General features: G+C 64.9%; 19 protein-coding genes. 9 read left to right on the forward strand and 10 right to left on the reverse strand.

The genetic code is table 11. The annotated features are described in order from the left end of the window. Window positions 1–5: 5 nt before the first annotated feature. From SCH01S_RS05895 to SCH01S_RS05915, 5 genes are all read right to left on the reverse strand, one after another. Window positions 6–677, reverse strand: a complete 672-nt coding sequence (locus SCH01S_RS05895; RefSeq protein ID WP_046347866.1) for an NnrU family protein — start codon at window positions 675–677, stop codon at window positions 6–8. Between the two features lie 94 nt (window positions 678–771). Further along, window positions 772–2,058 carry an amidohydrolase family protein gene (locus SCH01S_RS05900; RefSeq protein ID WP_046347867.1) on the reverse strand — a complete coding sequence of 429 codons (1,287 nt, stop codon included), beginning with the start codon at window positions 2,056–2,058 and terminating at the stop codon, window positions 772–774. A gap of 107 nt (window positions 2,059–2,165) precedes the next feature. Further along, window positions 2,166–3,575, reverse strand: a complete 1,410-nt coding sequence (locus SCH01S_RS05905) for an amidohydrolase (RefSeq protein WP_046347868.1) — start codon at window positions 3,573–3,575, stop codon at window positions 2,166–2,168. Further along, complete coding sequence (locus tag SCH01S_RS05910) at window positions 3,562–5,355, reverse strand: peptide MFS transporter (RefSeq protein WP_046347869.1); 1,794 nt, start codon at window positions 5,353–5,355, stop codon at window positions 3,562–3,564. Before SCH01S_RS05910 ends, SCH01S_RS05905 begins: the two co-directional genes overlap by 14 nt. Window positions 5,356–5,446: 91 nt before the next feature. Then, the gene (locus SCH01S_RS05915; RefSeq protein ID WP_046347870.1) at window positions 5,447–6,352 is read right to left on the reverse strand and encodes a M48 family metallopeptidase; all 906 of its coding nucleotides are present in this window, start codon (window positions 6,350–6,352) and stop codon (window positions 5,447–5,449) included. Between the two features lie 52 nt (window positions 6,353–6,404). Between SCH01S_RS05915 and SCH01S_RS05920 the strand changes: the two genes are divergently transcribed. The 4 genes from SCH01S_RS05920 to SCH01S_RS05935 are packed head-to-tail and all read left to right on the forward strand — an operon-like array spanning window position 6,405 to window position 8,996. After that, on the forward strand, window positions 6,405–6,977 hold the full coding sequence (locus tag SCH01S_RS05920; RefSeq protein WP_046347951.1) for a nitroreductase family protein: 573 nt from the start codon (window positions 6,405–6,407) through the stop codon (window positions 6,975–6,977). A gap of 32 nt (window positions 6,978–7,009) precedes the next feature. Continuing rightward, on the forward strand, window positions 7,010–7,351 hold the full coding sequence (locus SCH01S_RS05925; protein WP_046347871.1) for a GntR family transcriptional regulator: 342 nt from the start codon (window positions 7,010–7,012) through the stop codon (window positions 7,349–7,351). A gap of 18 nt (window positions 7,352–7,369) precedes the next feature. Then, entirely contained in the window at window positions 7,370–8,179 is an 810-nt protein-coding gene (locus tag SCH01S_RS05930; RefSeq protein WP_046347872.1) for a class I mannose-6-phosphate isomerase, read from the forward strand. A gap of 58 nt (window positions 8,180–8,237) precedes the next feature. Then, on the forward strand, window positions 8,238–8,996 hold the full coding sequence (locus SCH01S_RS05935; protein WP_046347873.1) for a metallophosphoesterase family protein: 759 nt from the start codon (window positions 8,238–8,240) through the stop codon (window positions 8,994–8,996). Between the two features lie 67 nt (window positions 8,997–9,063). On the opposite strand, the gene SCH01S_RS05940 is transcribed toward SCH01S_RS05935, so the two are convergent. Next, window positions 9,064–10,740, reverse strand: coding sequence for an acyl-CoA dehydrogenase family protein (locus tag SCH01S_RS05940; protein WP_046347874.1), 1,677 nt, complete (start codon window positions 10,738–10,740; stop codon window positions 9,064–9,066). A 64-nt stretch (window positions 10,741–10,804) separates the two neighbouring features. On the opposite strand from SCH01S_RS05940, the gene SCH01S_RS05945 reads away from it, so the two are divergent. The 3 genes from SCH01S_RS05945 to wecB all read left to right on the forward strand — a co-directional run bounded on the left by SCH01S_RS05945 (window position 10,805) and on the right by wecB (window position 13,915). After that, complete coding sequence (locus SCH01S_RS05945) at window positions 10,805–11,707, forward strand: L-threonylcarbamoyladenylate synthase (RefSeq protein ID WP_046347875.1); 903 nt, start codon at window positions 10,805–10,807, stop codon at window positions 11,705–11,707. Continuing rightward, entirely contained in the window at window positions 11,707–12,702 is a 996-nt protein-coding gene (locus SCH01S_RS05950) for a GDP-mannose 4,6-dehydratase (RefSeq protein ID WP_046347876.1), read from the forward strand. The genes SCH01S_RS05945 and SCH01S_RS05950 overlap by 1 nt, the downstream gene beginning before the upstream one ends. Before the next feature lie 70 nt (window positions 12,703–12,772). Next, window positions 12,773–13,915, forward strand: coding sequence for a non-hydrolyzing UDP-N-acetylglucosamine 2-epimerase (wecB, locus tag SCH01S_RS05955; RefSeq protein WP_046347877.1), 1,143 nt, complete (start codon window positions 12,773–12,775; stop codon window positions 13,913–13,915). 73 nt (window positions 13,916–13,988) lie between these two features. Here wecB and SCH01S_RS05960 read toward each other — a convergent pair whose 3' ends face one another. Both SCH01S_RS05960 and SCH01S_RS05965 read right to left on the reverse strand, forming a co-directional pair. Then, the gene (locus SCH01S_RS05960) at window positions 13,989–16,031 is read right to left on the reverse strand and encodes an FG-GAP repeat domain-containing protein (RefSeq protein WP_169746360.1); all 2,043 of its coding nucleotides are present in this window, start codon (window positions 16,029–16,031) and stop codon (window positions 13,989–13,991) included. Window positions 16,032–16,212: 181 nt separating this feature from the next. Further along, window positions 16,213–17,097: a UTP--glucose-1-phosphate uridylyltransferase gene (locus tag SCH01S_RS05965; RefSeq protein WP_046347879.1), complete on the reverse strand. Its 885-nt coding sequence runs from the start codon at window positions 17,095–17,097 to the stop codon at window positions 16,213–16,215. A 69-nt stretch (window positions 17,098–17,166) separates the two neighbouring features. On the opposite strand from SCH01S_RS05965, the gene SCH01S_RS05970 reads away from it, so the two are divergent. Continuing rightward, window positions 17,167–18,675, forward strand: a complete 1,509-nt coding sequence (locus SCH01S_RS05970; protein ID WP_084689413.1) for a right-handed parallel beta-helix repeat-containing protein — start codon at window positions 17,167–17,169, stop codon at window positions 18,673–18,675. On the opposite strand, the gene msrA is transcribed toward SCH01S_RS05970, so the two are convergent. Then, the gene (gene msrA, locus SCH01S_RS05975; RefSeq protein WP_046347952.1) at window positions 18,664–19,200 is read right to left on the reverse strand and encodes a peptide-methionine (S)-S-oxide reductase MsrA; all 537 of its coding nucleotides are present in this window, start codon (window positions 19,198–19,200) and stop codon (window positions 18,664–18,666) included. The two genes, SCH01S_RS05970 and msrA, sit on opposite strands and share 12 nt — an antisense overlap. A 156-nt stretch (window positions 19,201–19,356) precedes the next feature. Between msrA and SCH01S_RS05980 the strand changes: the two genes are divergently transcribed. Continuing rightward, the gene (locus SCH01S_RS05980; protein WP_169746361.1) at window positions 19,357–20,694 is read left to right on the forward strand and encodes an O-antigen ligase family protein; all 1,338 of its coding nucleotides are present in this window, start codon (window positions 19,357–19,359) and stop codon (window positions 20,692–20,694) included. On the opposite strand, the gene SCH01S_RS05985 is transcribed toward SCH01S_RS05980, so the two are convergent. Further along, window positions 20,695–22,596, reverse strand: coding sequence for a polysaccharide biosynthesis protein (locus SCH01S_RS05985; protein WP_046347882.1), 1,902 nt, complete (start codon window positions 22,594–22,596; stop codon window positions 20,695–20,697). It lies immediately after the preceding gene. Between the last annotated feature and the right edge of the window lie 215 nt (window positions 22,597–22,811).

The following is a 22,811-nucleotide window of genomic DNA, read 5'->3' on the forward strand; positions in this document are numbered from 1 at the left end:
GCTTGTTATCCCCAAACCCCCACCGCCGGTCCACCAAACACTGGGTGCAGCCACGTCGCGACGAGCCACAGCGCCAGGCCACCCAGCATCACGCCCCAACCGGGCCACCAGTCGCGCGACGATGCCGGGCCGGTGAACGGCACGAACGCCGTCTGAGCCCGCCATGCCGGCCAGAAATCCGGCTGCAACCGCGATTTCTTCGCATCCTGCCCCGCCGCGCCGGCGAGCGCGAGCAAGGCGATGCCGGCGGTCAGGACCAGCACCGATGGCTGCGGCCAGACCAGCGCATGGGCGCAGGCCCAGAGCGCAAAGCTCCACATCATCGGGTGCCGCGTGATCGCGAACACGCCCCGGGGCGTGCGCTTGAGCGCGGGCATGCCCGGCAGCGCCGGATTGCCGATCAGCGAGCCCACCAGCAGGATGCTCGCGACCAGCATGACCGCGCCGGCCAGCCACCAGACCCAGAGCGGCGCGGCCCACAGGAACGGCTCCGGCCCGACATGCAGCATCGCCCAGATCAACCAGCCGAGCGTGGCGAAGCTGACCAGCGTATAGACGCCCAGGAACCCGCGCTCGCCCAGCCGTGAGACCAAGGGCGCGCGCAACGGATGCGACATCAGCAGGTGCGTGCCGACGAACGCCGCGGTGGCTGCCAGAACTTCTGTGAGCGCCCCCATTCCGTCACCCCGGACTTGATCCGGGGGCCACCTTACTTGTCCGCCGCGGGAAAGAAAGGTGGATGCCGGATCAGGTTCGGCATGACGGAGGGCGTCAGTATTCGTACGCCTTCGGCAGGTTGCCCTCTTCCGGCTGCGCATAGCGGTCGCGGAGCTTGGTCTGGCGATCGACCAGCGGCTGTTCGACGCCGTCGATCCACACCCGATCGGCATGGCTCGACAGCTCAAGCGGATCGCCGTCCCACAGCACAACGTCCGCGCGCCGGCCGGGCCGCAGCGACCCGAGCTCGCCGCCCAGTCCCAGCGCGTCGGCGGGTCCTGAGGTGATCGCGGCCAGTGCGTCACCCCAGCTGAGGCCGGTCGCGCCCGGAATCTTGGTCAGCGCAACCAGGTTGCCCGCATATTGCGGCGCGTAGCGGGCCTGCCGCGCGTCATCCTCGTTGTTCATCCCGATCGACACGCGCACGCCCGCCGCCTTCATCCGCCCGATGTTCGACTGGGTGGCGGCAAGCTGCTCGAACGCTGCCGGCAGGTCGGTCAGCGCGTTCGCGATCACCGGCACGCCAGCGGCCGCAATCTCGCGCGCGACGGTCCAGCCTTCCGCCGCGCCGACGATTACGAGCTTCAGCGCAGGATATTCCTGCTTCAGCTTCAGGACATTGCGGATGTCGCTCGCGCTCTCGACATGGATCAGCAGCGGCATCTTGCCGGTCACGACAGGCACCAGCGCGGCCGCGTCGGCGCGGGTCAGCAGCGCATCCTTGCTGTCGCCGTTATAGGCCGCCGGATTCCGGGCATAACGCTGCGCGGCCTCAAGCGATTGGCGGAATTGGAGATAGGCGGCCGGACGGCTGCCTCCCGCCGCCTGCGCCCCGTCCTCGCCCAGCTCGACGAACTGGAACGCATGCGGCACCGTCACCGCGTCCGGATCGGCGCCGGTGTCGATCACCGCGCCTTGCCCGGCGAAGATCATGTTCGCCGTCGAAGGCGCGACGATCGCGCGCGTGACGCCGCCGACGCGGCTGACGGCGATCGCCGACACGCGCGGATTGATGCCGGGCACCACGTCGATCGCCGCCGAATATGGCGAACGGCGCGCGACCGTGTCGTTGGTCGGATCGACGGCATCGACCTCGACCAGGCCGACGCGGGTGAAGCCGGCGACAAAGCCGGGCGCGACCCACTTGCCGGTCGCGTCGATCGTCCGGGCGCCCGCGGGCACGGCGACGCCCTGCCCGGCCGCGACGATGCGCCCGTCGCGGATCACGACTGTCCCGCCCGGGATCGGCGCCGAGCCGTCCCCGATCGCGACCGTGCCGCCGGTGATCGCGACAGTCTCGGCGAGCGCGGGGGTCGTAAGCAGCAAGGCAAGCGCAGCCACGAGGCTCGCTCGTCCCGAGCGAAGTCGAGGGGCGACTGCCCCGGCCTCTGCACGCGCGCCCCTCGACTTCGCTCGGGACGAGCGGCCCCCTGAAACCTGCAACGCCTTCACTTCACATCTCCCTCGCCCGGCTGGCCGAGCTCGAAATCACTGACCGGGCGGCGCTTCGGATCGAGCGCGTCGTACATCAGCGCACCGTCGATCCAGACCTTTTCGGGCCGCGTGTAGACGCTGAACGGATTGCCGTTCCACAACACCACGTCCGCCATCTTGCCGGGCCTCAGGCTGCCGGTCCGGTCGTCGATGTGCAGCGCCCTGGCCGGATTGATGCTGAGCCATTCCCAGGCGACTTCATCGGGAATGTCGATGCCCATGCGGCGGCCGTTCGCGAGCGCCTTGGCCGCTTCCTGGTTCAGCCGCTGGATGCCGTTCGCGTCGTCCGAATGGGTGATCGTGCACACGCCCGCCTTCTGGAGCAGCGGCATGTTCTCGTTGATCGCGTCATAGGCTTCCATCTTGAAGCCCCACCAGTCCGCCCAGACGGCGGCGCAGACGCCATTCGCTTTCAGCAGGTCAGCGATCTTGTATGCCTCGACCGCGTGGTGGAACGCAGTTACCTTGTAGCCGAACTCCTTCGCCATATCCAAAACGATGGCCATTTCGTCGGCGCGGTAGCAGTGGTTCTGGACCAGGATGTCGCCGGCAAGCACGCCGCTCAGCGTATCCATCGCGATGTCGCGGGCGGGCGGCTCACCGCCATCGCGCTCATACTTGTCCCACTTGCGCTTATATTCCTGCGCCCTCGCCCAGGTCTGGCGGTCGACGGCGATGTTGCCCATCCGCGTCGACGGCATCTGGTTGCGCGACCCATAGACGCGCTTCGGATTTTCGCCGCACGCCATCTTGAGGCCGTACGGCGCGCCGGGGAATTTCATCGCCTGCACCGTGCGGGCGGCGACGTTCTTCAGCACCACCGAGCGACCGCCGAACAGATTGGCCGAGCCCGGCAGGATTTCGAGCGTGGTCACGCCGCCATTGGCGAGCGCGCGGCTGAAGCCGGGATCCTGCGGCCACACGCTGTGCTCGGCCCAGACCTCCGGCCGCACCGGGCCGGTCGCCTCGTTGCCGTCCGACAGCGCCTGCACCGACGGCGAGGGATAGTCGCCCAGATGGCTGTGGATGTCGATCACGCCGGGCGTGACCCACTTGCCGGTGCCGTCGATCGTCGTCGTGCCCGCCGGCGCGTCGATCGTCTGCCCGACCGCGACGATCTTGCCGTTGGCGAACAGCACCTGACCATTGTTGATGCGCCCGCCCTCGCCGTCATAGATCGTGACGTTGGTGACGAGCGTGGGCACGCCCGGGTAGGCGTGGTAGGTCGAGGGATACGGGTCCTGCTTGTAGGGAAGCGGCACCCTCTCCGTCGAAGCCGTTTGCGGCTTGGCCTTCGCAGTCGCGCAGCCGGCCAGCGCCGTGCTGAGGATCAGCGCGGCGAAAACACCCTTATTGAACACCATGCATCCACTTCTTGATGACGGGAGAGAGGATCAGGAGGACGACGCCGATGCCCGCGGCGACAAGGCCGATCGTCCAGAACACGCCGACATAGGTTTCCAGACTGACCTTCAGGTTAGTGACCTGGCCGCCGACCGTTTCGACGCTGGCGAACTGTGCGACCACGCCGGCCACATATTGCGCGCACGAGATCGACAGGAACCACACGCCCATCATGAAGCCGACGATCCGCGCGATCGACAGCTTGGTGATCATGCTGAGCCCGACCGGCGAGATGCACAGTTCCGCGGCGGAGTGGATCAGATACAGGCCGGCGAGCCACCACAGGCCCACCTTGAAATCGGGTCCGGCGAACTGCGCGCCCCAGACAAGGAACAGGAAGCCGACGCCAACGCCCGCGAGGGCGATAGCGAACTTGACCGGAATCGACGGCTCCAGGCCCCGCTTCGCCAGCGACGTCCACATGATGCTGAAAATCGGCGCGAGGATCACGATAGAGAAGGGGTTGAAGAACTGGGTCTGCGCGGCGCTGATCGAGAACAGGCCGAACACCGACAGGTCGGTGTTGCGCTGTGCGAACAGCGTGAGCGACGAGCCCGCCTGCTCGAACAGGGTCCAGAAGACGACGTTGAAGACGACCAGTACGATCGCCGCCAGCATCATCTGGAACTCGACCTTACTTCCGACCTTAGCCGACCAGAGCGGGATCGCGATCACCGACAGGATGAAGGTGAAGAACAGCACCTTGCCGAGGATCGACAGCCCGGCAAGGTAGGCGAGGATGCCCGCTCCCGCCTGGTGCGAGGCCGACGCGTTCATCACGTTGACGAACAGGAACCACGCGATCGGAATGGCAAGGATCGCGCCGATATAGATCGGGATCGACCGGTCGGCCGGCTGGTTCGCCGGCGCTTCGCCATAGCCGGCGAGCTTGCCGCCATCGAACTGGATCAGCGCCCAGGAAATCAGCATGCCCACCGCGGCCAGGCCGAAGCCCGCCCACCAGCCGAACGCGACCGCCAGGATCGGGCACAGGATCTGCGAGAAGATCGAGCCCAGGTTGATGCCCATATAGAAGATCGTGAAGCCGGCATCGCGCCGCCGGTCGCCTTGTTCGTACAAGGAACCCACGATCGTCGAGATGTTCGGCTTGAAGAAGCCGTTGCCGACCGTGACCATCGACAGCGCGATCAGCATCAGCATCGTGAAGAAGGACGACCGGTCGCCGCCGGATTCGAACTTGTCGGGCGCGATCCGCCGCACTTCGGCGCCGTTCGTTCCGAGCAGCGACACGCTCTTGTCGTCATTGCCCTTGATCTGCAGCCGCTGATCGCCGGCGACGACATACTGGGTACGTTCCGCGCCGTGGCCGGCGACCTGCACTTCGTAGCGCTGGCCGTCGATCATCGCATAGGGCTTGGCTGCCGGACCGCCGAAACACAGGGTGAAATACCCAAGCGACATCAGGATCGCGCCGAACTTCACCGACTTCTTGGAGCCCAGGTAGCGGTCCGCCAGCAGCCCGCCGACGAGCGGCGTCAGGTAAACCAGCGCGGTGAAGCCGCCATAAAGGCCGGTGGCGACGGTATCGTTGAACAGGAAATGCGTGGTCAGATAGAGCGTCAGCAGCGCCCGCATGCCGTAATAGCCGAACCGCTCCCACGCTTCGGTGGTGAACAGGCGCGCGAGTTGTCGCGGATGGCCGAACCAGGTTTCCTGGTCGCTTCGGCTCACATGCGGCGATTGCGGCTCGAACGTCTCGTCCGCGTTGACGTTGACCATGCAGATCCTCTTCCAAAGGCAGGAGGGCCGCTCGGGCGACCCGATTGCGCGCGACCCTAACGCCGAAATCCGCGCTGTGAAGTACCAGTTGTTACGGCACAGCTAGCCGCCCGGCCGCCTGCTCCGCTCGTATCCGCGCGATCTCCGCCTCGGCCTGCGCGGCCCGGTCGCGCCAGTCGGGATGGCTGCCGTCGCTCAGGATGCCGAATCCGGTCTTCGGGCCCCAGCGCCGCCAGAAGCCCGGCGCGACGCTCACATCATATCCGGCGCGCGCCATCAGGTAGAGCGCCCAGCGATCCGCCTCGCGCTCGCGATTGCGCGTCCCCTTCCCGCTCCGGTCCGCGCCTGCGATCCGCTGCGGCGGATATCCCTTGTTGTGGCCGAGGATGTTGTGCGCGAACTCATGCGCCAGGATCAGCGCGAGCTCATCGTCGCTCGCGGCAAAGTCGATGATCTCCGCCGAGACCGTCACCCGCAGACCGTCGCTGCTCGCCGCGCGAAGCCCATGATCGCGCCCGATCAGGAACTCGCTGGCGCAGCCCGGCTCGGGCGCGAGCTGCACCGGAACAGGACGGCCGTTCCGTTGGAGGGTCAGCTGGGTCGCTCCGCGTGCGAGCGCCATCTCGATCGCGGCCTGGCGCACGCGCGCGGCGCCCCCGGATGCAGCCGGCAGTGAGCGTCCATCCACCGACACCAGTTCATCACCGACCTGCACGCCGGCCCTGGCCGCCGCGCTTCCAGGCTCGACCGCGACAATGGTCGGGTTCCGTCCGAGCCCAAGCGCCGCGCGGACCTCGTCCCGCAGCGCGGGCGCGTATTGCTCCGCGTCCTCGATCGTCCAGCCCGGATTGCTGACCGTGCCGGCGCATAGTCCGGCGCCGCCCCGCGCCAGCCTGCGCCCGATCGCGACAAGCCGCGCATCGGCCGCGGCCAACGCCTTCAGCGATGCAGGGTCGACCGACGGGGCCGCGGCGGCCAGCATCAACGCAAACACCATGGCCCCTCCTTAGCGGCTTGATCGCGGCCCGCCAGCCGCCCAGATGGCCGGCATGTTCAACGATCTCTCCTCGCCGGCAGCCTTTCTGTCCACGCGCCGTTCCGGCAAGCCCCGCGACATGGTCGCGCCGGGCCCGGGTCCGGACCAGCTCCGCGCGATTCTTTCCGCCGCGATGCGCGTGCCCGATCACGGCAAATTGGCGCCCTGGCGCTTCGTCGTCATCGACGATCGCGATTCGTTCGCGGTGCTGCTGCAGAACGCCTTCCGCGCCCAGCGCGGCGCGCCGGACACCGAGGATGTTCGTGCGATCGACCAGTTCGCCAGGCAGTCGCCCACGCTCGTCGCGGTTCTGTCGACCCCGGTCGAGCCGAGCAAGATTCCGCTCTGGGAACAGCAATTGTCCTCGGGCGCCATCTGCATGAACCTGGTCGCCGCCGCGGCCGCGCACGGCTTCGTCGCCGGATGGCTGACCGGTTGGGCCGCCTATGATCCGCACGTGTTGAAGGCGCTCGGCGGCGGCGGCAACGACCGTATCGCCGGCTTCATCTTCATCGGCTCGCCCGGCCGCGAGCTGGAGGAGCGTCCCCGCCCTGTTTACGACGAAGTGGTGCATCATTGGCCTTGACGTGCACGGCTGTGTTAGGGCACTAATCCAGCATGGCTGCCGCCGATCGTCCCGTCTATCTTCAGCTCCGCGACCGCATCGCCGAAGCGATCCTGGAAGGCCGCTATCGCGAAGGCGATATGCTGCCGTCGGTGCGCGCCTTTGCGGCCGAGCAGGGCGCCAATCCGCTGACGGTCGCGAAGGCTTACCAGCTGTTCCAGGAGGAAGGGCTGATCGTCGTGAAGCGCGGCGTCGGTATGTTCGTGGCGGACGGCGCGACCAAGCGTCTGCTCGACCGCGAGCGCCGCGCCTTCCTGGACGAAGAATGGCCGCGCATCCGCCAGGTGATCGAGCGGCTGCACATCGATCCCGCCGAACTGTTCGAGCGCGCCTGAGCCCGCTAGGGGCCGCGCATGACTGCCGTCCTGCTTTCCACCAAACGCGTCGCCAAGCCGTGGGGCCGACACTCGCTGTGGCCCGGCTTCGGCGACCCCGCGCCCGGCGAGGAGCCGATCGGCGAAATCTGGTTCCCTTCCCCTCCGGGGAATGACCCCGATCTGCTCATCAAATATCTGTTCACCAGCGACCGGCTGTCGGTCCAGGTTCACCCCGATGACGAAGCCGCCCGCGCCCGCGGCCATGCGCGCGGCAAGGACGAGGCGTGGCTGGTGCTCGCGGCCGAGCCGGAGTCGAAAATCGCGCTGGGGCCGAAGCACCCCCTTTCCGCCGGCCAGCTCCGCACCGCCGCGCTCGATGGAAGCATCGTCGACCTGCTCGACTGGCGGCCGGTCAAGGCCGGCGACTTCATCTACTCGCCGGCCGGAACCATTCACGCGATCGGCGCCGGTCTGACCGTGATCGAGGTCCAGCAGAACCTCGATCTCACCTATCGGCTCTATGACTATGGCCGCCCGCGCGCGCTGCACCTCGACGAGGGAATTGCCGTGTCGACGCTGACGCCGTTCAACTCGCCGCCGCAGCCGGCGCGCCCGGACCTGCTCGCCAGCGGACCAAAATTCACGGTCGAGCGGCTGGAGGCCGGCGCCCGTACCGTAGACTTGGGAGACGCGACTGGGTGGCTGGTGCCGGTGACCGGGAACGGGCGTATCGACGACCAGCCATTCGAGGCGGGACAGTGCTGGTCGGTGACCGGCCGCGCCGATATCCGCCTCGACCTTCGGGCCGCCGCATTGCTGGCCTATTCGGGCCCGGCCCGGGCCTGATCATCTGGCGTTCAGCGACCAAACGCCTATATCGCACGCCTCCCATCGATCGACTCACATGGTCCTGAAGCTTCTCCGCCGCGCCATCGAACCCGCTCCGTCCGCCGCGCAAGTGCCGGCGGGCACGCGCATATATGCGATCGGCGATATCCACGGCCGGCTGGACCTGCTCGATCAGTTGCTGTTCCGCATCGACACCGACGATCAGGCGCGCGGAGGCGCCGAGACTCAGCTCATCTTCCTTGGCGACCTAGTCGATCGCGGCCCGAATTCCGCGGGCGTCGTCCAACGGGCGCTCGAAGTCAGGCAAAGTGGCCGCGCGGCTCGCTTCCTGATGGGCAATCACGAGGAAGTCTTCCTCAAGGCGCTCGGCGGCAGCCTCGAGGCGTTGCGCTTCTTCGTGAAGATCGGCGGCCGGGCGACGATCCTCAGCTATGGTTTCGACGAAGCGGAATATGACCGGCTCGATTACGACGCGCTGATGCCGGAGCTGATCGCGCGCGTGCCGGCCGAGCATGTCGCCTTCCTCAAGAGCTTCGAGGACCGGATCGCGATCGGCGATTATCTGTTCGTCCATGCGGGCATCCGTCCGCGCGTGCCGATCGACGAGCAATCCGGCGGCGACCTGCGCTGGATCCGCTCCGAATTCCTGGATTTCCGCGGCGATCATGGCGCGGTGATAGTCCATGGCCACACCATCACCGACGCGGTCGAGGAACGCCCGAACCGCATCGGCATCGACACCGGCGCCTTCGCCAGCGGCCGCCTGACCGCGCTCGGCCTTGAAGCCGGCGAGAGGTGGTATTTGAGCACGTAGATGCTCCGTTCGCTTCGAGCGAAGTCGAGAAGCGTATCTCGACTGCGCTCGATACGAACGGCCCTTTTCAGGCCGCGAGCACCTCGGCGCTGACTGCGTACAACTCACCCGCTCCGCCCCGCGCCGACGCCGCCAGTCCAGCCGCCTCCGGAACGATCCGGTGCAGGAAAAACCGCGCCACCGCGCGCTTCATCTGCTCGAACGGCGTGTCGCCCGCCGCCGCCCGCGACTGCCGTGCAAGCAGCCAGCCCGCGACCGCCACCGACAGCATCGTCAGCAGCGGATAGCTGCCGGCGAGCCGGTCCTCCGCCGTCGCTTCATTGCCGAGCATCCAGCGCGCGACCGCCTCGACCCGGTCGACCAGGTCCATCAGCGCGGCTTCGTCCTCCGCTTCCGCCCTGATATCGGCCAGCAGCGACGCCAGCACCTCGCCGCCCTGCATCGGCAGCTTGCGGTTGACGAGGTCGGCCGCCTGGATGCCGTTCGTTCCTTCGTAGATCGGGGCGATCCGGATGTCCCGGTAGTGCTGGGCCGCCCCGGTTTCTTCGACGAAGCCCATGCCCCCATGCACCTGCACGCCCAGCGACGCGACCTCGCAGCCGACGTCGGTCCCCCATGCCTTTGCAAGCGGGGTCAGCAGGTCGAGCCGTGCCTTGGCCGCTGCGTCGCCCAAGTGCGCGCGGTCCACCTGACCGGCCGCGTAGTAGATCAGCGCCCGCGCGCCCTGGGTCAGCGCGCGCATCCGCATCAGCATCCGGCGCACGTCCGGATGCTCGACGATCGGACGCCCGAGTTGCACCCGCTCCTGCGCATAGGCGAGCGCCGCCTGCGTCGCCCGCTCGGCGATCTGCACGCCCTGAAGGCCGACGTTCAGCCGCGCATTGTTCATCATCGTGAACATGGCGCGCATGCCGCCCATTTCGTCGCCGATCAGCCAGCCATGGCAATCGCCATGATCGCCGAACGAAAGCGTGCAGGTCGGCGATGCGTGGATGCCGAGCTTGTGCTCGATCGAGACACAGCGAACATCGTTGAATTCGCCCGGCGTGCCGTCCGGGTTGAGCCGGAATTTGGGGACCAGGAACAGCGAAATGCCCTTGGTCCCCGCCGGCGCACCGGGCGTGCGGGCAAGCACCAGGTGGACGATGTTGTCGGTCAGATCGTGTTCGCCAAAGGTGATGAATATCTTCGTGCCCTTGATCCGCCAACTCCCATCGGCGGCCGGCGTCGCGGACGTGCGGAGCGCGCCGACATCCGATCCCGCCTGCGGCTCCGTCAGGTTCATCGTGCCGTTCCACTCGCCGGTCACAAGCTTCGGCAGATAGCCGGCCTGCAGCTCCGGCGATCCGTGCGAGACCAAAGCCTCGATCGCGCCCGGCGTCAGCATATTGATCAGCGAAAAGCCCATGTTCGCCGTGCCGAGGTCTTCCATGACGACGGTCGCGAGCGAAAACGGCAGGCCCTGCCCGCCGAACGCCTCGGGCGCGCTGATGCTGCCCCAGCCGCTTTCGACGAAGGCCCGATAGGCCGCGCGGAAGCCCTCCGGCATGACGACCCGGCCGTCCTCCCAGCGCGCGCCGATTTCGTCGCCGATGCGATTGAGCGGCGCATATTCGCCCGCGGCGAACGCGCCGGCGCCGTCGATGATCGCGTCGACCAGATCGGAGTCGTCGACAAGCTCGCCGATGCGGACGACCTGATCCAGCACGAAGCGCTGCTCGGCGGCGGGGGGCGTGTAGGTCATGGGCCTCCTTGAGAAACGGCGGCTCCGGTTATAGCGCGGGCCGGTGGACGCCTCAAACACACGCATGCTGCCCGTTTCGGACGCGGCGATCGACGAGGCCGCCGGTCTGATCCGCGCCGGTCAGCCGGTCGCGGTGCCGACCGAAACCGTCTACGGCCTTGCTGCCGATGCGACCAACGCGGACGCCGTCGCCCGCATCTACGCCGCCAAGGGGCGGCCAAGCTTCAATCCGTTGATCGTCCATGTGCCGGACCTGAGTGCAGCCGAGCAGCTGGCCGAGCTGCCGCCCCGAGCTCGGGCATTGGCGGAGCAATATTGGCCGGGACCGCTGACGCTGGTGTTGCCCAGGCGCGACGATGCGCCGCTCGCCTCGATCGTGACGGCCGGATTGCCGACGGTCGCGATCCGAGTCCCGCGCCATCCGGCAATGCAGGCGCTGCTGCGCGCCAGCGGTCGCCCGCTCGCCGCGCCCTCCGCCAATGCGAGCGGGTCGATCAGCCCGACGCGCGCCGGGCATGTGATGAAGAGTCTCGGGGGCCGCATCCCGCTAATCCTCGACGCGGGGCCGACCCAGGTCGGCGTCGAATCGACGATCGTCGGCGTCGATGGCGATCAGTTGCGGTTGCTCCGCCTGGGCCCGATCGATCTCGGCCTGCCGATGGCTGCCGGCGACAAGGTTCAGGCGCCGGGCATGCTCGCGCGCCACTACGCCCCCTCGAAGCCGCTGCGGCTGGAGGCGACCGAGGCCCGGCCCGGCGAGTATCTGATCGGCTTCGGGCCGGTGCAGGGAGACGCCTCGCTCAGCCCGTCGGGCGACCTGGTCGAAGCGGCTGCGCGGCTGTTCGATCTGCTCCACCAGGCCGACGCCGCGGACACGGACGCCATGGCCGTCGCCCCGATCCCGCCCGAAGGTCTGGGTTTGGCGATCCGCGACCGGCTTCGACGCGCGGCGCACAGGGGGAACTAATGGCGACTCTCGTCACCGGAGCAGCGGGTTTTATCGGCTATCATCTGGCGGACCGGCTGCTGTCCGCCGGCGAACGCGTGATCGGGATCGACAATTTCGTTCCCTATTACCTGCCGCAGCTGAAGGAGGATCGCGTTGCCGACCTGCAGCGGCGATACCCGGACGCATTCACGCCGCTGAGGGTCGATTTCGCCGATCACGAGGCGCTGGACCGCGCGCTGGAGCCCCACAGCTTCGACCGCCTCGCCCATTTGGGCGCCCAGCCGGGCGTGCGCTACTCGATTGAGAATCCCCGCGCCTATGCGCACGCCAATCTGACCGGGCATCTGAACATGCTGGAGCTCGCCCGCGCGCGGGCGCTGCCGATGGTCTATGCCTCGTCGTCCTCGGTCTATGGCGGCAATGACAGCCTGCCGTTCCGGGTGGAGGACCGCGTCGACCGCCCGGTCTCGCTCTATGCCGCGACCAAAAAGGCGGACGAGCTGATGAGCGAGACCTATGCGCACCTCTACCGGATCCCGCTGACCGGCCTGCGGTTTTTCACCGTCTATGGCCCCTGGGGGCGGCCCGACATGGCGCCCTGGCTGTTCACCGAAGCGATCCTGAGCGGCAAGCCGATCAAGGTGTTCAACAACGGCGATATGCGCCGCGATTTCACCTATGTCGATGACATCGTCGACGGCGTCATCGCGACGCTCGACAGTCCGCCGCCCGACGACGGCGCGCCGAAGCCGGGCGGCAGCATCGCGCCGCACCGCATCTACAATATCGGCAACAACCGCTCCGAAGAGCTGACCCGGTTCATCGACGTGATCGAGGCGGCGTGCGGCCGCAAGGCGATCCGCGAAATGCAGCCGATGCAGCCGGGGGATGTGAAGGATACCTACGCCGACATCGGAGCGATCCAGGCCGATCTGGGGTTCACGCCCCGCACGACTCTCGACGAAGGCATCCCGCGTTTCGTCCGCTGGTTCCGGGATTACGCCGCCCTCTGAGCTTTCGAAGCGCTTGCGAAACGATCGAACCTGTGCCCTGATGGAGGTGGGGCAACAGGGGGGAGCTCAAATGGCCGGGATTCTGGTCGTGTTCGGCACGCGCCCGGAGGCTATCAAGCTGGCGCCCGTCGTCGCGGCCTTGCGCTCGCGCGGCATTCCGACGCGGATTTGTGTGACCGCTCAGCACCGCGAATTGCTCGATCGGGCGCTCGGCTCCGGACTGACGCCCGACATCGACCTGAACCTGATGCGGCCGGGCCAGTCGCTGGCCGTGCTGACCGGACGAATGGTCGCCGCGCTCGATCGGGTATTCGCGGCGGAGCAGCCGGAGCGGGTCATCGTCCAGGGCGATACCGCGACCGCGCTCGCCGCCGCGCAGGCTGCATATTTCCGGGCCATTCCGATCGCCCATGTCGAAGCGGGTTTGCGCACCGGCGATCTTGATGCGCCCCATCCGGAGGAAGGCAACCGGCGGATGATCGGAGCCGTCGCCGACATGCACTTCGCGCCGACGGCGGCCGCCGCAGCCGCGTTGCGCAACGAAGGCATCGCAGCCGAACGTATTCATCTGACCGGCAACACGGTCGTCGACGCACTTCATGCCGTCCGTGCACGCTTGCGCCGTGCGCCGGTCCTCGCCGGCCCTGCTCGCGACCTTCTCGATCGATGCGCAGGCCGGCGGCTGATCCTCGTCACCTGCCACCGCCGCGAAAGCTTTGGCGCCGCGCCCGAAATTGCCGCCGCGATCCGCGCGCTCGCGACGCGCCCGGACGTGCTCGTCGCGCTGCCGCTCCACCCCAACCCGGCCATCCGCCACCCTCTGGAGAACGCGCTGCGGGACACGCCGAACGTCGCGCTGCTGGACCCACTCGACTTCGCTCCGTTCGTGTCCCTGCTGTCCGCGGCGTACCTTGTCCTGACGGACAGCGGCGGCGTGCAGGAGGAAGCGCCGGTGCTGGGCACACCGGTGCTGGTGATGCGCGACGTAACGGAACGGCCCGAGGGCGTCGCCGCCGGCACTGCGCGACTGGTCGGCACGCGTGCGCAGCGGATCGTTTCAGAAGCCTGCCTGCTGCTCGACAATCCCGCCGCGCACGCCCGCATGGCCCGCGCGCACAGTCCCTATGGCGACGGTCGCGCCGCGGATCGGATCGTCGAGATTATTGCCAAAACGCACGACTATGGCGCAGCAGCAACTGCCTTTGCTGACTAGATGCTGCCGCGCCTATGGAGTCCGGGGCGCCACACCGAAGACTATCCGGCTGCTCGCGTTAGCGACACCATTCCTATGCGATGCTAAAGCTCTGTATTTGCGTATGCCAACTCGTGGATATGTCATACGTGAGCGCGACAGAATCGTTCGCAACGAAGGCGCCATTCGCCTGACCCAGCCAGTCGGTCATCGCGCCGCTATCGTTGCGCCATAGAATATCCGCGCGCCCGTCACCGTTGAAATCCTCGACACCCGCGACCTTCCAGCTGGTCGGAATGTCGTAAATCAGTGCGGCAGGGTCATTGGCGACAAAACCGCCATTCGCCTGACCAAGCCAATCGGTCAGCGCGCCGCTGTCGTTGCGCCACAGAATATCCGCGCGGCCATCGCCATTGAAGTCGCCCACGCCCGCGACTTTCCAGCTCGTCGAGATATCGTAGATCAAGGCCACCGAGTCATTGGCGACAAAGCCGCCATTCGCCTGGCCCAACCAATCGGTCAGTGCACCGCTGTCGTTGCGCCACAAAATGTCGGCGCGGCCATCGCCGTTGAAGTCGCCGACGCCCGCGACTTTCCAGCTCGTTGGAATGTCATAGATAAGTGCGACGGAGTCATTGGCGGTGAAGCCACCATCGGCTCGGCTCAGCCAGTCGGTCAGTGCGCCACTGTCGTTGCGCCACAGAATGTCGGCATGCCCATCGCCGTTGAAATCATCCACGCCGGCGACTTTCCAACTCGTCGAAATGTGGTCGACACGCGCAATGGCGTCGTTGGCCACATAGCCGCCATTGGCCGTTCCAAGCCAGTCGGTCAGTGACCCATCGTCATTGCGCCACAGAATATCAGATCGACCGTCGCCATTGAGGTCGGCGAAGCCGTTGATCTTCCAGCTCGTGGAGATCCCCGGCATCCGGCCAATCGCGTCGTTTCCGGTGAAGCCGCCATCCGCACGGCCGAGCCAGTTGGTAAGCGACCCGTCGTCGTTTCGCCAAAGAATATCGGCAAGGCCGTCGCCATTCAGATCGCCCCGCACCGGCGGGCCGTTATTCGAATAGGCCTGCGCGTGGAATGTACCGCCCGAATCCTTCCAGGCGAGAACAAAACCGCCATCAGTGAGGGAGGCAACGTCGGGGCCGATGGCACCATCCAGTTTGATTTCAGGGCCGGTCTGATGGCCCGCCGCATCATAGACCTTCACCTCGGTCGGCCCGGCTTGGCGGGGCTCCAGTGCCGTTACGAAGCCGCCGTCGGCGAGCGCGGCCACACTGGTGACGGACGATGAGTCGGAGGATACCAGGATATCGCTGCCCACCTTCGAGCCGTCCTGAGCATAGATCTGCGCATGGATATCGACCACGTTGGCCTGATCCGGGGCAGCCCACATCGCGACCACATGCCCATCGGAGAGCTGCGTCACTTGCACGCCCTGAAGAGCGGTGACGCTGCTCGCGATCACCTGATCGGTCGAGGCCTGGCCTGCCCCATCATAAAAGATCGCGTGCCCAGCCGCCGCGTTGGAGGCGACGTATGTGGCGACCCAGCCGCCTTGGCCGAGCGCCGAGAAAACAGGCCGGCTCGCAAAATCGCCTGACGGGTGTGCGACGACAAAACTGCTGCCGATCAGAGTGCCATCCGACGAAAGGTACTGCGCCTTCAAGGCCCCTTGCTGGTCAACCCAGCCGGCAACCAATCGCCCATCGCTCAGGGTGGTGACTGTCTCTCCGACGCCGCCTGCGGTGCCCAAATAGATCGGCGAGTGAACGCTAGCTCCCGACGCATCATAAAGGCGAAGTGCAGCCTCCTGATTTTGACCCGCCTGAGCCAAGGAGAAACGGGCATCATCGCTGGAAATGATCGCGAATCCGCCTGTGTTCAGTCCCGAGATCGCTTGATTGAGCGGATAGCTGCTGGTCGGGCCGGTATCTGTGATCAGGCTTCGCGCACCAGCCGTCGTCGCGCTCAGATCGGCACGAAACGTCAGACCGTACAGATCGCCGTCAAGCGTGCTTCGGTCATTGTCGTCCGATGCCCAAACAACACTGAAACCGCCGTCGGAAAGTCCAGCGACGCGTATCCCTCCCTGGGCGAACTGCGAATCCCCAGCAGAGAAGTCCAATCGGGAACCCCGAGCCGCATACCGTGCCATACTGATCTGACCCCTCTTGTCCCAAAGATTTCATCGTTTCGAGAAATCAATGAAACTACCGATCAGATTTCCGGTTCCGGCATCCGGGATGATCTCAGCGAACGGGTCCTAATCCAGGCGGGATTGCGAGCGGGTCAGACCGCGCCAAGCATCAGACCCGCCCGGCGGATTTGGCAAGCAATTCCATTGCAAAGCCGCGCACATCGGACCCGATGTCTTCGCGCTCCAGCGCCAGTGCCAGATTCGCCTGCACGAAGCCGGTCTTGTCACCACAATCGTAGCGGGCACCGCGATATGTCCGCGCATGGAACGGCTGCTGCCCGACCAGCTTGGCGAGCGCGTCGGTGAGCTGGATTTCTCCTCCGGCGCCTCGTTCGCCCTGGCCGAGAAGCTCCATCACGTCAGGCTGCAGCACATAGCGGCCGATTGCTGCCAGCCGCGAAGGCGCCGTCCCGGCCGCGGGCTTCTCGACGAAGCCGCGGACTTCAGTCACGTCGCCGTGCCGCGCGCCGGGATCGATGATGCCATAACGATGCGTATGATCCTCCGGCACCTCGAGTACTGAGATCACGTTACCGCCCTTTTCCCGATAGGTCTCGGCAAGCTGGCTGATCGAGGGGTTGGCCGGGTTCCATAGTAGCTCGTCGACCAGAAGGACCGCAAACGGCTCGTCACCGACCAGGTGGCGCGCGCACCACACCGCGTGGCCGAGACCCAATGGCTCCTGCTGCCGCACATAGGCGATGTCGCCGGGGGCGAGCCGCGTGCCGTTCAGCACCTCCAGCGACTTGCCGCGCTCCCTCATCGTCGCCTCAAGCTCATAGGAGATGTCGAAATAGTCCTCCATCGAACCCTTGCCGCGACCGGTTACGAAGATCAGCTGCTCGATCCCGGCGGCAAGCGCTTCGTCGACGGCGTACTGGATCAGCGGCCGGTCGACGACGGGAAGCATTTCCTTCGGCACCGACTTGGTCGCGGGCAGATTGCGCGTGCCGAGACCCGCAACCGGAAACACTGCCTTGCGCAAAGGCTGCATGGATTTCGCTCCTTCAATTTGGAGGAGCCTCCTAGCGAGCGCAGATGATCGCGCAAAGTCTTGTCGTACATGGCTTTCGCCAAGTCCCGCGTTTATGGTCGTTCGATGTTGTCTCGTCGACAAATGATGGCCGGGCTGGGCGCTCTCGGCCTTGACATCAGTAGCGCGTCTTGTGCCTCGTCCTCCTACCCTGAACGCGATTTCGCCAATTTCGAGACGGGACAGGAACGATCGGCCGTACCCGCATTCGTTCGTGCTCTGGACTGGGTTCGCCGCGAAGGCGGAGGCCGCATCAGATTGCCTGCCAACCGCACCCTGGTTTTGGATGAGGAAATCCGGCTCTTATCCAACCTGGCGCTGGTCGGCGACTCAAGCTGCCTGATCCGCCAGACCAAGCCTGGCCTACGCCTTTTTGTGGGCGAAGATATCCATAGCGTCACGCTTTCCGGCTTCGCCGTCCGGGGCGCTGGTCCACAAGCGCTGTTTGAGCCTGAGCGCCGGACGGACGTCGACGGAGAAGCGCCACGAACGGTCACCGATGCCGGCCTGATCCATTTTCTCTCCTCGGCTTCGGGCGCTTCCTCTGATCTTGCTGTCCAGAATCTGACCATGTCCGACGGATACAATCTGCTGTGTGTCAGGGGCGCCCAGCGGGTCCGTGTTGAGAACTGCCATTTTTCGAACTGGATGCTCTACGCGGCTCTCTGCTCCGGGAGCTCGGATGTGACCGTTATCGGGAACCGCTTTGAGCAGTGCGCGCAAGCGCGCGGCTACACGGCTTATGCATTTTCGGCGACCGGTGACGAGCGCCGAGGTTATCCTCAGAGGCGTCTCAGGTTTCTGCGGAACATGGTCAGCGGGGTGCCGTCATGGGACGGCTTCATGACCCATGAAGTCGACGACCTGATTGTCGAGGATAACGAGTTTCGTGACGTCAGGAATGGAATCGACATCACGTCTCCGTCCGGCCGCATCGCGAATGTGCGAGTCAGCCGAAACCGTATCTTCCACACGCGATCCGATCCCTGGCGGGGGCGGTCGGCTGCTCACTTCGGGATATCCGTCGCCGCCGATCCCGGCGTGCCGTTCATCAGAAACGTGAACGTATCCGAAAATCTGGTGAGCGGCGCGAATGCCGTGCCCGGCCTGTCATCAGGCGGATATGTAATCGGTGCGCTCGCTTTTTCGCGTATCGGCGAGTTGACGGTGTCCGGCAACGGCATCGCGGACATCGGGAATGAGGACTCAAAACTGCCCAAACCGAAGGGATTCGACTGCATCAGTATTTATCAGCCGTCTTCAAACGTAACGATTCTGAACAACACAGGCAACGGAACTCTCGATCGTTATTTCCTTGAGCTCGACGCGACGACCGATGGCGCATCTGACAACATCAAAATATCTGGAAACACATTCAGCACATCCAGTAAAATGACCAGCCTCACTCGATTTGTTCGCGGTAACTTCAAGAACGTATCGATCTTCAATAATCGCCTGATGTCCTCGAGCAGACGAACTTCACAATTCGAAGTAGAACCCGAATCGGCGCACGTTGCGCTCCTGCCATCAATTTCCTGATTTGAGCCTCGATGCATATGCCTTCCGAAATTTGGCCAGCTTAGGCGAAATTACTACGTTGCAATAGGCGTTTTGCGAACCGACACGATCGTAGTATTCTTGGTGGTAATCCTCAGCTGGGTACCAAATACCCGCCTCTTGGATGCTTGTGACGATCGGATCCGGCCATGCCGCCTGGGCTCGCTCAAGTGCAGCTCGTGCGAGCCGCTCCTGCTCGGGTGAATGAGTAAAAATCGCTGATCGATATTGCGTTCCGACGTCGTTCCCCTGCCGGTTAAGCTGCGTGGGATCATGGGTGTGAAGGAATATGTCCAATAGGTCGGCATAGGAGATCGAGTCCGGATCGAACGAGAGCTGAACGGCTTCGGCATGGCCGGTGGAGCCGGAACAGACCGCCTTATAATCGGGATCGGGCATCGTCCCGCCGGTATAGCCGCTCTCAACCTTTTCGACTCCGACGACATCCTTGAAAACGGCCTCGGTGCACCAGAAGCACCCACCCGCGAAGGTTGCGATCTCCCGCAATTGCTTGCTCCTATCAGCACTGCCCGTTAGCAACGCCTTTGGCTCAAGCCGACGCCTGCGACAATAGGTCGCGCGCGAATGCTGAGGCTTCCGTTTCCTGTCGGGATAATGCCCCTCGTGTTTCCAAATGCCGATCGTTCTCCTCGCCAGCGATTCATGTTCTGGGTCCTTGTAGGGTTCCTTGCCTGCTGCTTTGCCTTCGGCGGCTCTTCCAGGGTGGACGTTTTCCAACCCATGCTCGTTCGATCGGCCGCAGTCCTGCTCATCGCGGCATCCATCGGAACAGGCGCCCCAAAGGACTGGTCCGCGGTTCGCGTGCCAGCGCTTCTCCTTGCGGCTGCAGCAGCAGTCGTGGCCCTGCAGCTCATCCCGCTGCCGCCGGCGCTTTGGACCTCGCTGCCCGGCCGGAGCTCCGTTCGAACCGTCGCTGACGTCATCGGATCGACGCAGCCGTGGCGGCCGATTTCGCTTACGCCGGATCTCACACTCAACACGCTGCTGTCGCTGCTGCCGCCTGCGGCTATTCTTGTCGGCATAGCATCGATCGCACGCGAAGATCGGATGCGGCTGCTCTCTGTAATCCTTGTCGGCGGCGGCGTCAGCGTGGTCATCGGCCTGGTCCAGATCACCAGCCGCGACCTCTATTTCTTCCGCATCACCAATCCCGGCTATCCGGTAGGCGTCTTCGCCAATCGCAACCACCAGGCCGCGCTGGTTGCTTGCATGCTGCCGATGCTGGGCGTCTTTGCCGGCTTGCGCCAAGGGGCTCGCGCGGGTGCCAAGCTACAGGCGGCATTCGCCGCGGTCGCTGCGATTGCGCTGCTCCCCTTTGTACTAGCGAACGGATCGCGAGCCGGATTGGGATTGGCCATTGCTGGCCTTGCAGCTGGGCTGATCCTCTACGCGGGCCATCAGGGCGCATGGTCGTCCCTGACCCGTTCGCGCGCTTGGCGTCTCAGTGCCGGAGCGGCCGCGCTTGCGGGGGTAGTCCTTGTCGGTGCGGCTGCGCTTTATTCGCGAAATGACGCAATTACGCGAATTTCAAGCGCCACTACTGCCGAAGATCAGCGCTTCCAGTTCATTCCCCAGATGACCCATATGACGGCAGATTTTTTCCCCGTCGGATCGGGGTTCGGTTCGTTTGATTCGGTGTTCCGCAGCTATGAGCCGAGCGAAGCGCTCTTACGAACTTACTTCAATCACGCTCACAATGACGCGCTGGAGTTGGCGATCGAGGCTGGCGCTTTCGGCTTTATCGTGCTGACCGTCCTGCTCGGCTGGTGGGCGACGCGTGCCGCTCATTATTGGCGCGACATGTCGCGGGACAGCTCTGCGCGTCGATTTGGGCGGCTCGGATCCGTGGTCATCGGCATCCTGTTCGTAGCGAGCCTGGTCGACTATCCGCTGCGAACCCCGCTGCTGGGCTGCATTTTCTTCGTCGCTGCCTGCTGGATGCACCTCGAACCGACAGGGCGAACCCAGAAGACCGACTGATCAGGCCCGCGCACGTTGCCGGTTGTAGGTTGCGTCGACCATGCGCGCGTCGGGCGTGAAGCCGGAAACGACGCTGGTAAGACGTGTCCGGACCTGCTCCGCGTTCCCAGCCCGCGCGAAGGCTTCGATCGCTTCAACCTCACCCTTCAAAACATGCCAGGGAAGAAACGCCTCGTTTGCCTTCATGATCAGCGGGTGCATCGTCGGCTGCGGATTGTCGCCGATCAGCAGCTCCTCATAGAGTTTTTCACCCGGCCTTAGCCCGACAAACGTGATCTCGATATCGCCATCGGGATTTTCCGCGTCCTTCACGGTCATGCCCGAGAGCTCGACCATGCGTCGGGCCAAATCGAGAATGCGGACCGGATTGCCCATGTCCAATACGAAAACTTCGCCGCCGGTGGCCATCGCTCCCGCCTGAATCACAAGCTGCGACGCTTCGGGAATGGTCATGAAATAGCGGGTAATGTCCTGGTGGGTGAGAGTGATGGGCCCGCCGCTGGCGATCTGCTCCCTGAACAGCGGCACGACCGAACCGCTGGATCCAAGCACGTTACCGAAACGTACCATTGAAAATCGTGTCGAACTGCGTTCCGCCAAGGCCTGCAGGCAGATCTCTGCAAGCCTTTTGCTTGCCCCCATCACATTCGTCGGACGGACCGCCTTGTCAGTGCTGATCAGTACGAAATCGGACACCCCCGCTGCCTCGGCAGCCGATGCGCAGATCATCGTGCCCGAAACGTTGTTCAGAACGCCTTCGCAGACATTCTGTTCGACGAGCGGAACATGCTTGTACGCCGCGGCGTGGTAGATGGTGTTCGGCCGCCATGCTTCGAACACCTGCCGCATCAGCTCGCGATTTTGAACCGACGCGATCAATGGAACGATTTCCGCCGATTGCGCGCCGTCGAGAGCATTCAATTCCCGATGAATCGAATAGAGAGCGTACTCGCTTGCATCCACCAGCACGAGACGAACGGGCTCCAGCTGGACTGCCTGACGGCACAGTTCGCTCCCGATCGATCCCCCCGCCCCAGTGACCAGGACAGTCTTCCCGGTGATATTCCGTCCAAGCAGCAGCGGATGCGGCGAAACCGGATCGCGACCGAGCAGATCCTCGATTGCGAGGGGGCGAAGATCGGTCACCTGGACTCGGCCATGGGCCAAATCCATCAGGCCGGGCACTGTTCGGATTGAGACCGAAAAAGGCTGCAGAAAATCCACAACTTCATTCCGCCGCCGCTTCGAGGCGGACGGAATCGCAAGAAAGACATCAGTGACGTTAAAGTCGGAAACGACCCACTCGACTCTGTTGCGCCCCCACACCCTTATACCGTCCAGCATGCTGCCATGCATGCTGGTGTCGTCGTCGATATAGCCGACCGCCCTGAACTGGTCGCTGTTGGCCAGGGCCGTCGCCAGCTGACGGCCGGCGGCACCCGCGCCGAAAATCAAAACATTCCGGCGTTGCTTTCGACCAAGTCCGTGTCGGTAGGCGCCGCCCAGCCAATATTTTGCAAGCAGTCTGGCTGCGCTGACCGCGACGAACAGCAGCACGGGCTGGGCCAACCCGATGGTGCGGGGAACATCTGGGATCGACCATGCCGTGAATATCGTCCCAAAGCAGATCGCATAGATGAGGCAAGCCTGTGCCGTCGACGCCAGCGCGGACCAGCCGACATGCCGAAAAACCTCCCGGTACAGGCCAAATGAAACGAATAGCGGAATGCTGATCAGCATCGACGCCACAGCCGCAATCCACGGGCCGCCAGCGAGGCTCACCCATTCCCCGAGCCTTAAGTAGAAGGCGAGCCAGACCGTGAGAACGCAGAGGCAGACGTCGACGCTCAGCACGATCAAGCGTTTGAACAATCTCGGCAATGCCAGCAGCCAGCCGATCATGTCCGCCCCCGACCAAGCCGCATCCCTACCGTCCCGAACTGCAATGAAAACACGTGGTTGTCCGCGTTCTAGCAGAGCCTTCATCCCCAGTCCAAGCGCCAAACAGGGTTGTAAACCGCACATCGCCGACCTAGAGCGCGACGGCCGGGGGCCGCGCTGGCCTGGATTTCGGTCCTGTTGTCCAACCTAACGTGCTGACGCGCGGAGAATGTGTT

This window comes from Sphingomonas changbaiensis NBRC 104936, assembly GCF_000974765.1.
Taxonomy (GTDB): Bacteria; Pseudomonadota; Alphaproteobacteria; order Sphingomonadales; family Sphingomonadaceae; genus Sphingomonas_B; species Sphingomonas_B changbaiensis.

Bases quoted from the DNA above. Each gene is read 5' to 3' on its own strand.
- SCH01S_RS05895 (WP_046347866.1), bottom strand. From the start codon at position 677: ATGGGGGCGCTCACAGAAGTTCTGGCAGCCACCGCGGCGTTCGTCGGC.
- SCH01S_RS05905 (WP_046347868.1), bottom strand. From the start codon at position 3,575: ATGGTGTTCAATAAGGGTGTTTTCGCCGCGCTGATCCTCAGCACGGCG.
- SCH01S_RS05910 (WP_046347869.1), bottom strand. From the start codon at position 5,355: ATGGTCAACGTCAACGCGGACGAGACGTTCGAGCCGCAATCGCCGCAT.
- SCH01S_RS05915 (WP_046347870.1), bottom strand. From the start codon at position 6,352: ATGGTGTTTGCGTTGATGCTGGCCGCCGCGGCCCCGTCGGTCGACCCT.
- SCH01S_RS05920 (WP_046347951.1), top strand. From the start codon at position 6,405: ATGTTCAACGATCTCTCCTCGCCGGCAGCCTTTCTGTCCACGCGCCGT.
- SCH01S_RS05925 (WP_046347871.1), top strand. From the start codon at position 7,010: ATGGCTGCCGCCGATCGTCCCGTCTATCTTCAGCTCCGCGACCGCATC.
- SCH01S_RS05930 (WP_046347872.1), top strand. From the start codon at position 7,370: ATGACTGCCGTCCTGCTTTCCACCAAACGCGTCGCCAAGCCGTGGGGC.
- SCH01S_RS05935 (WP_046347873.1), top strand. From the start codon at position 8,238: ATGGTCCTGAAGCTTCTCCGCCGCGCCATCGAACCCGCTCCGTCCGCC.
- SCH01S_RS05940 (WP_046347874.1), bottom strand. From the start codon at position 10,740: ATGACCTACACGCCCCCCGCCGCCGAGCAGCGCTTCGTGCTGGATCAG.
- SCH01S_RS05945 (WP_046347875.1), top strand. From the start codon at position 10,805: ATGCTGCCCGTTTCGGACGCGGCGATCGACGAGGCCGCCGGTCTGATC.
- SCH01S_RS05950 (WP_046347876.1), top strand. From the start codon at position 11,707: ATGGCGACTCTCGTCACCGGAGCAGCGGGTTTTATCGGCTATCATCTG.
- wecB (WP_046347877.1), top strand. From the start codon at position 12,773: ATGGCCGGGATTCTGGTCGTGTTCGGCACGCGCCCGGAGGCTATCAAG.
- SCH01S_RS05965 (WP_046347879.1), bottom strand. From the start codon at position 17,097: ATGCAGCCTTTGCGCAAGGCAGTGTTTCCGGTTGCGGGTCTCGGCACG.
- SCH01S_RS05970 (WP_084689413.1), top strand. From the start codon at position 17,167: ATGGCTTTCGCCAAGTCCCGCGTTTATGGTCGTTCGATGTTGTCTCGT.
- SCH01S_RS05980 (WP_169746361.1), top strand. From the start codon at position 19,357: ATGTTCTGGGTCCTTGTAGGGTTCCTTGCCTGCTGCTTTGCCTTCGGC.
- SCH01S_RS05985 (WP_046347882.1), bottom strand. From the start codon at position 22,596: ATGATCGGCTGGCTGCTGGCATTGCCGAGATTGTTCAAACGCTTGATC.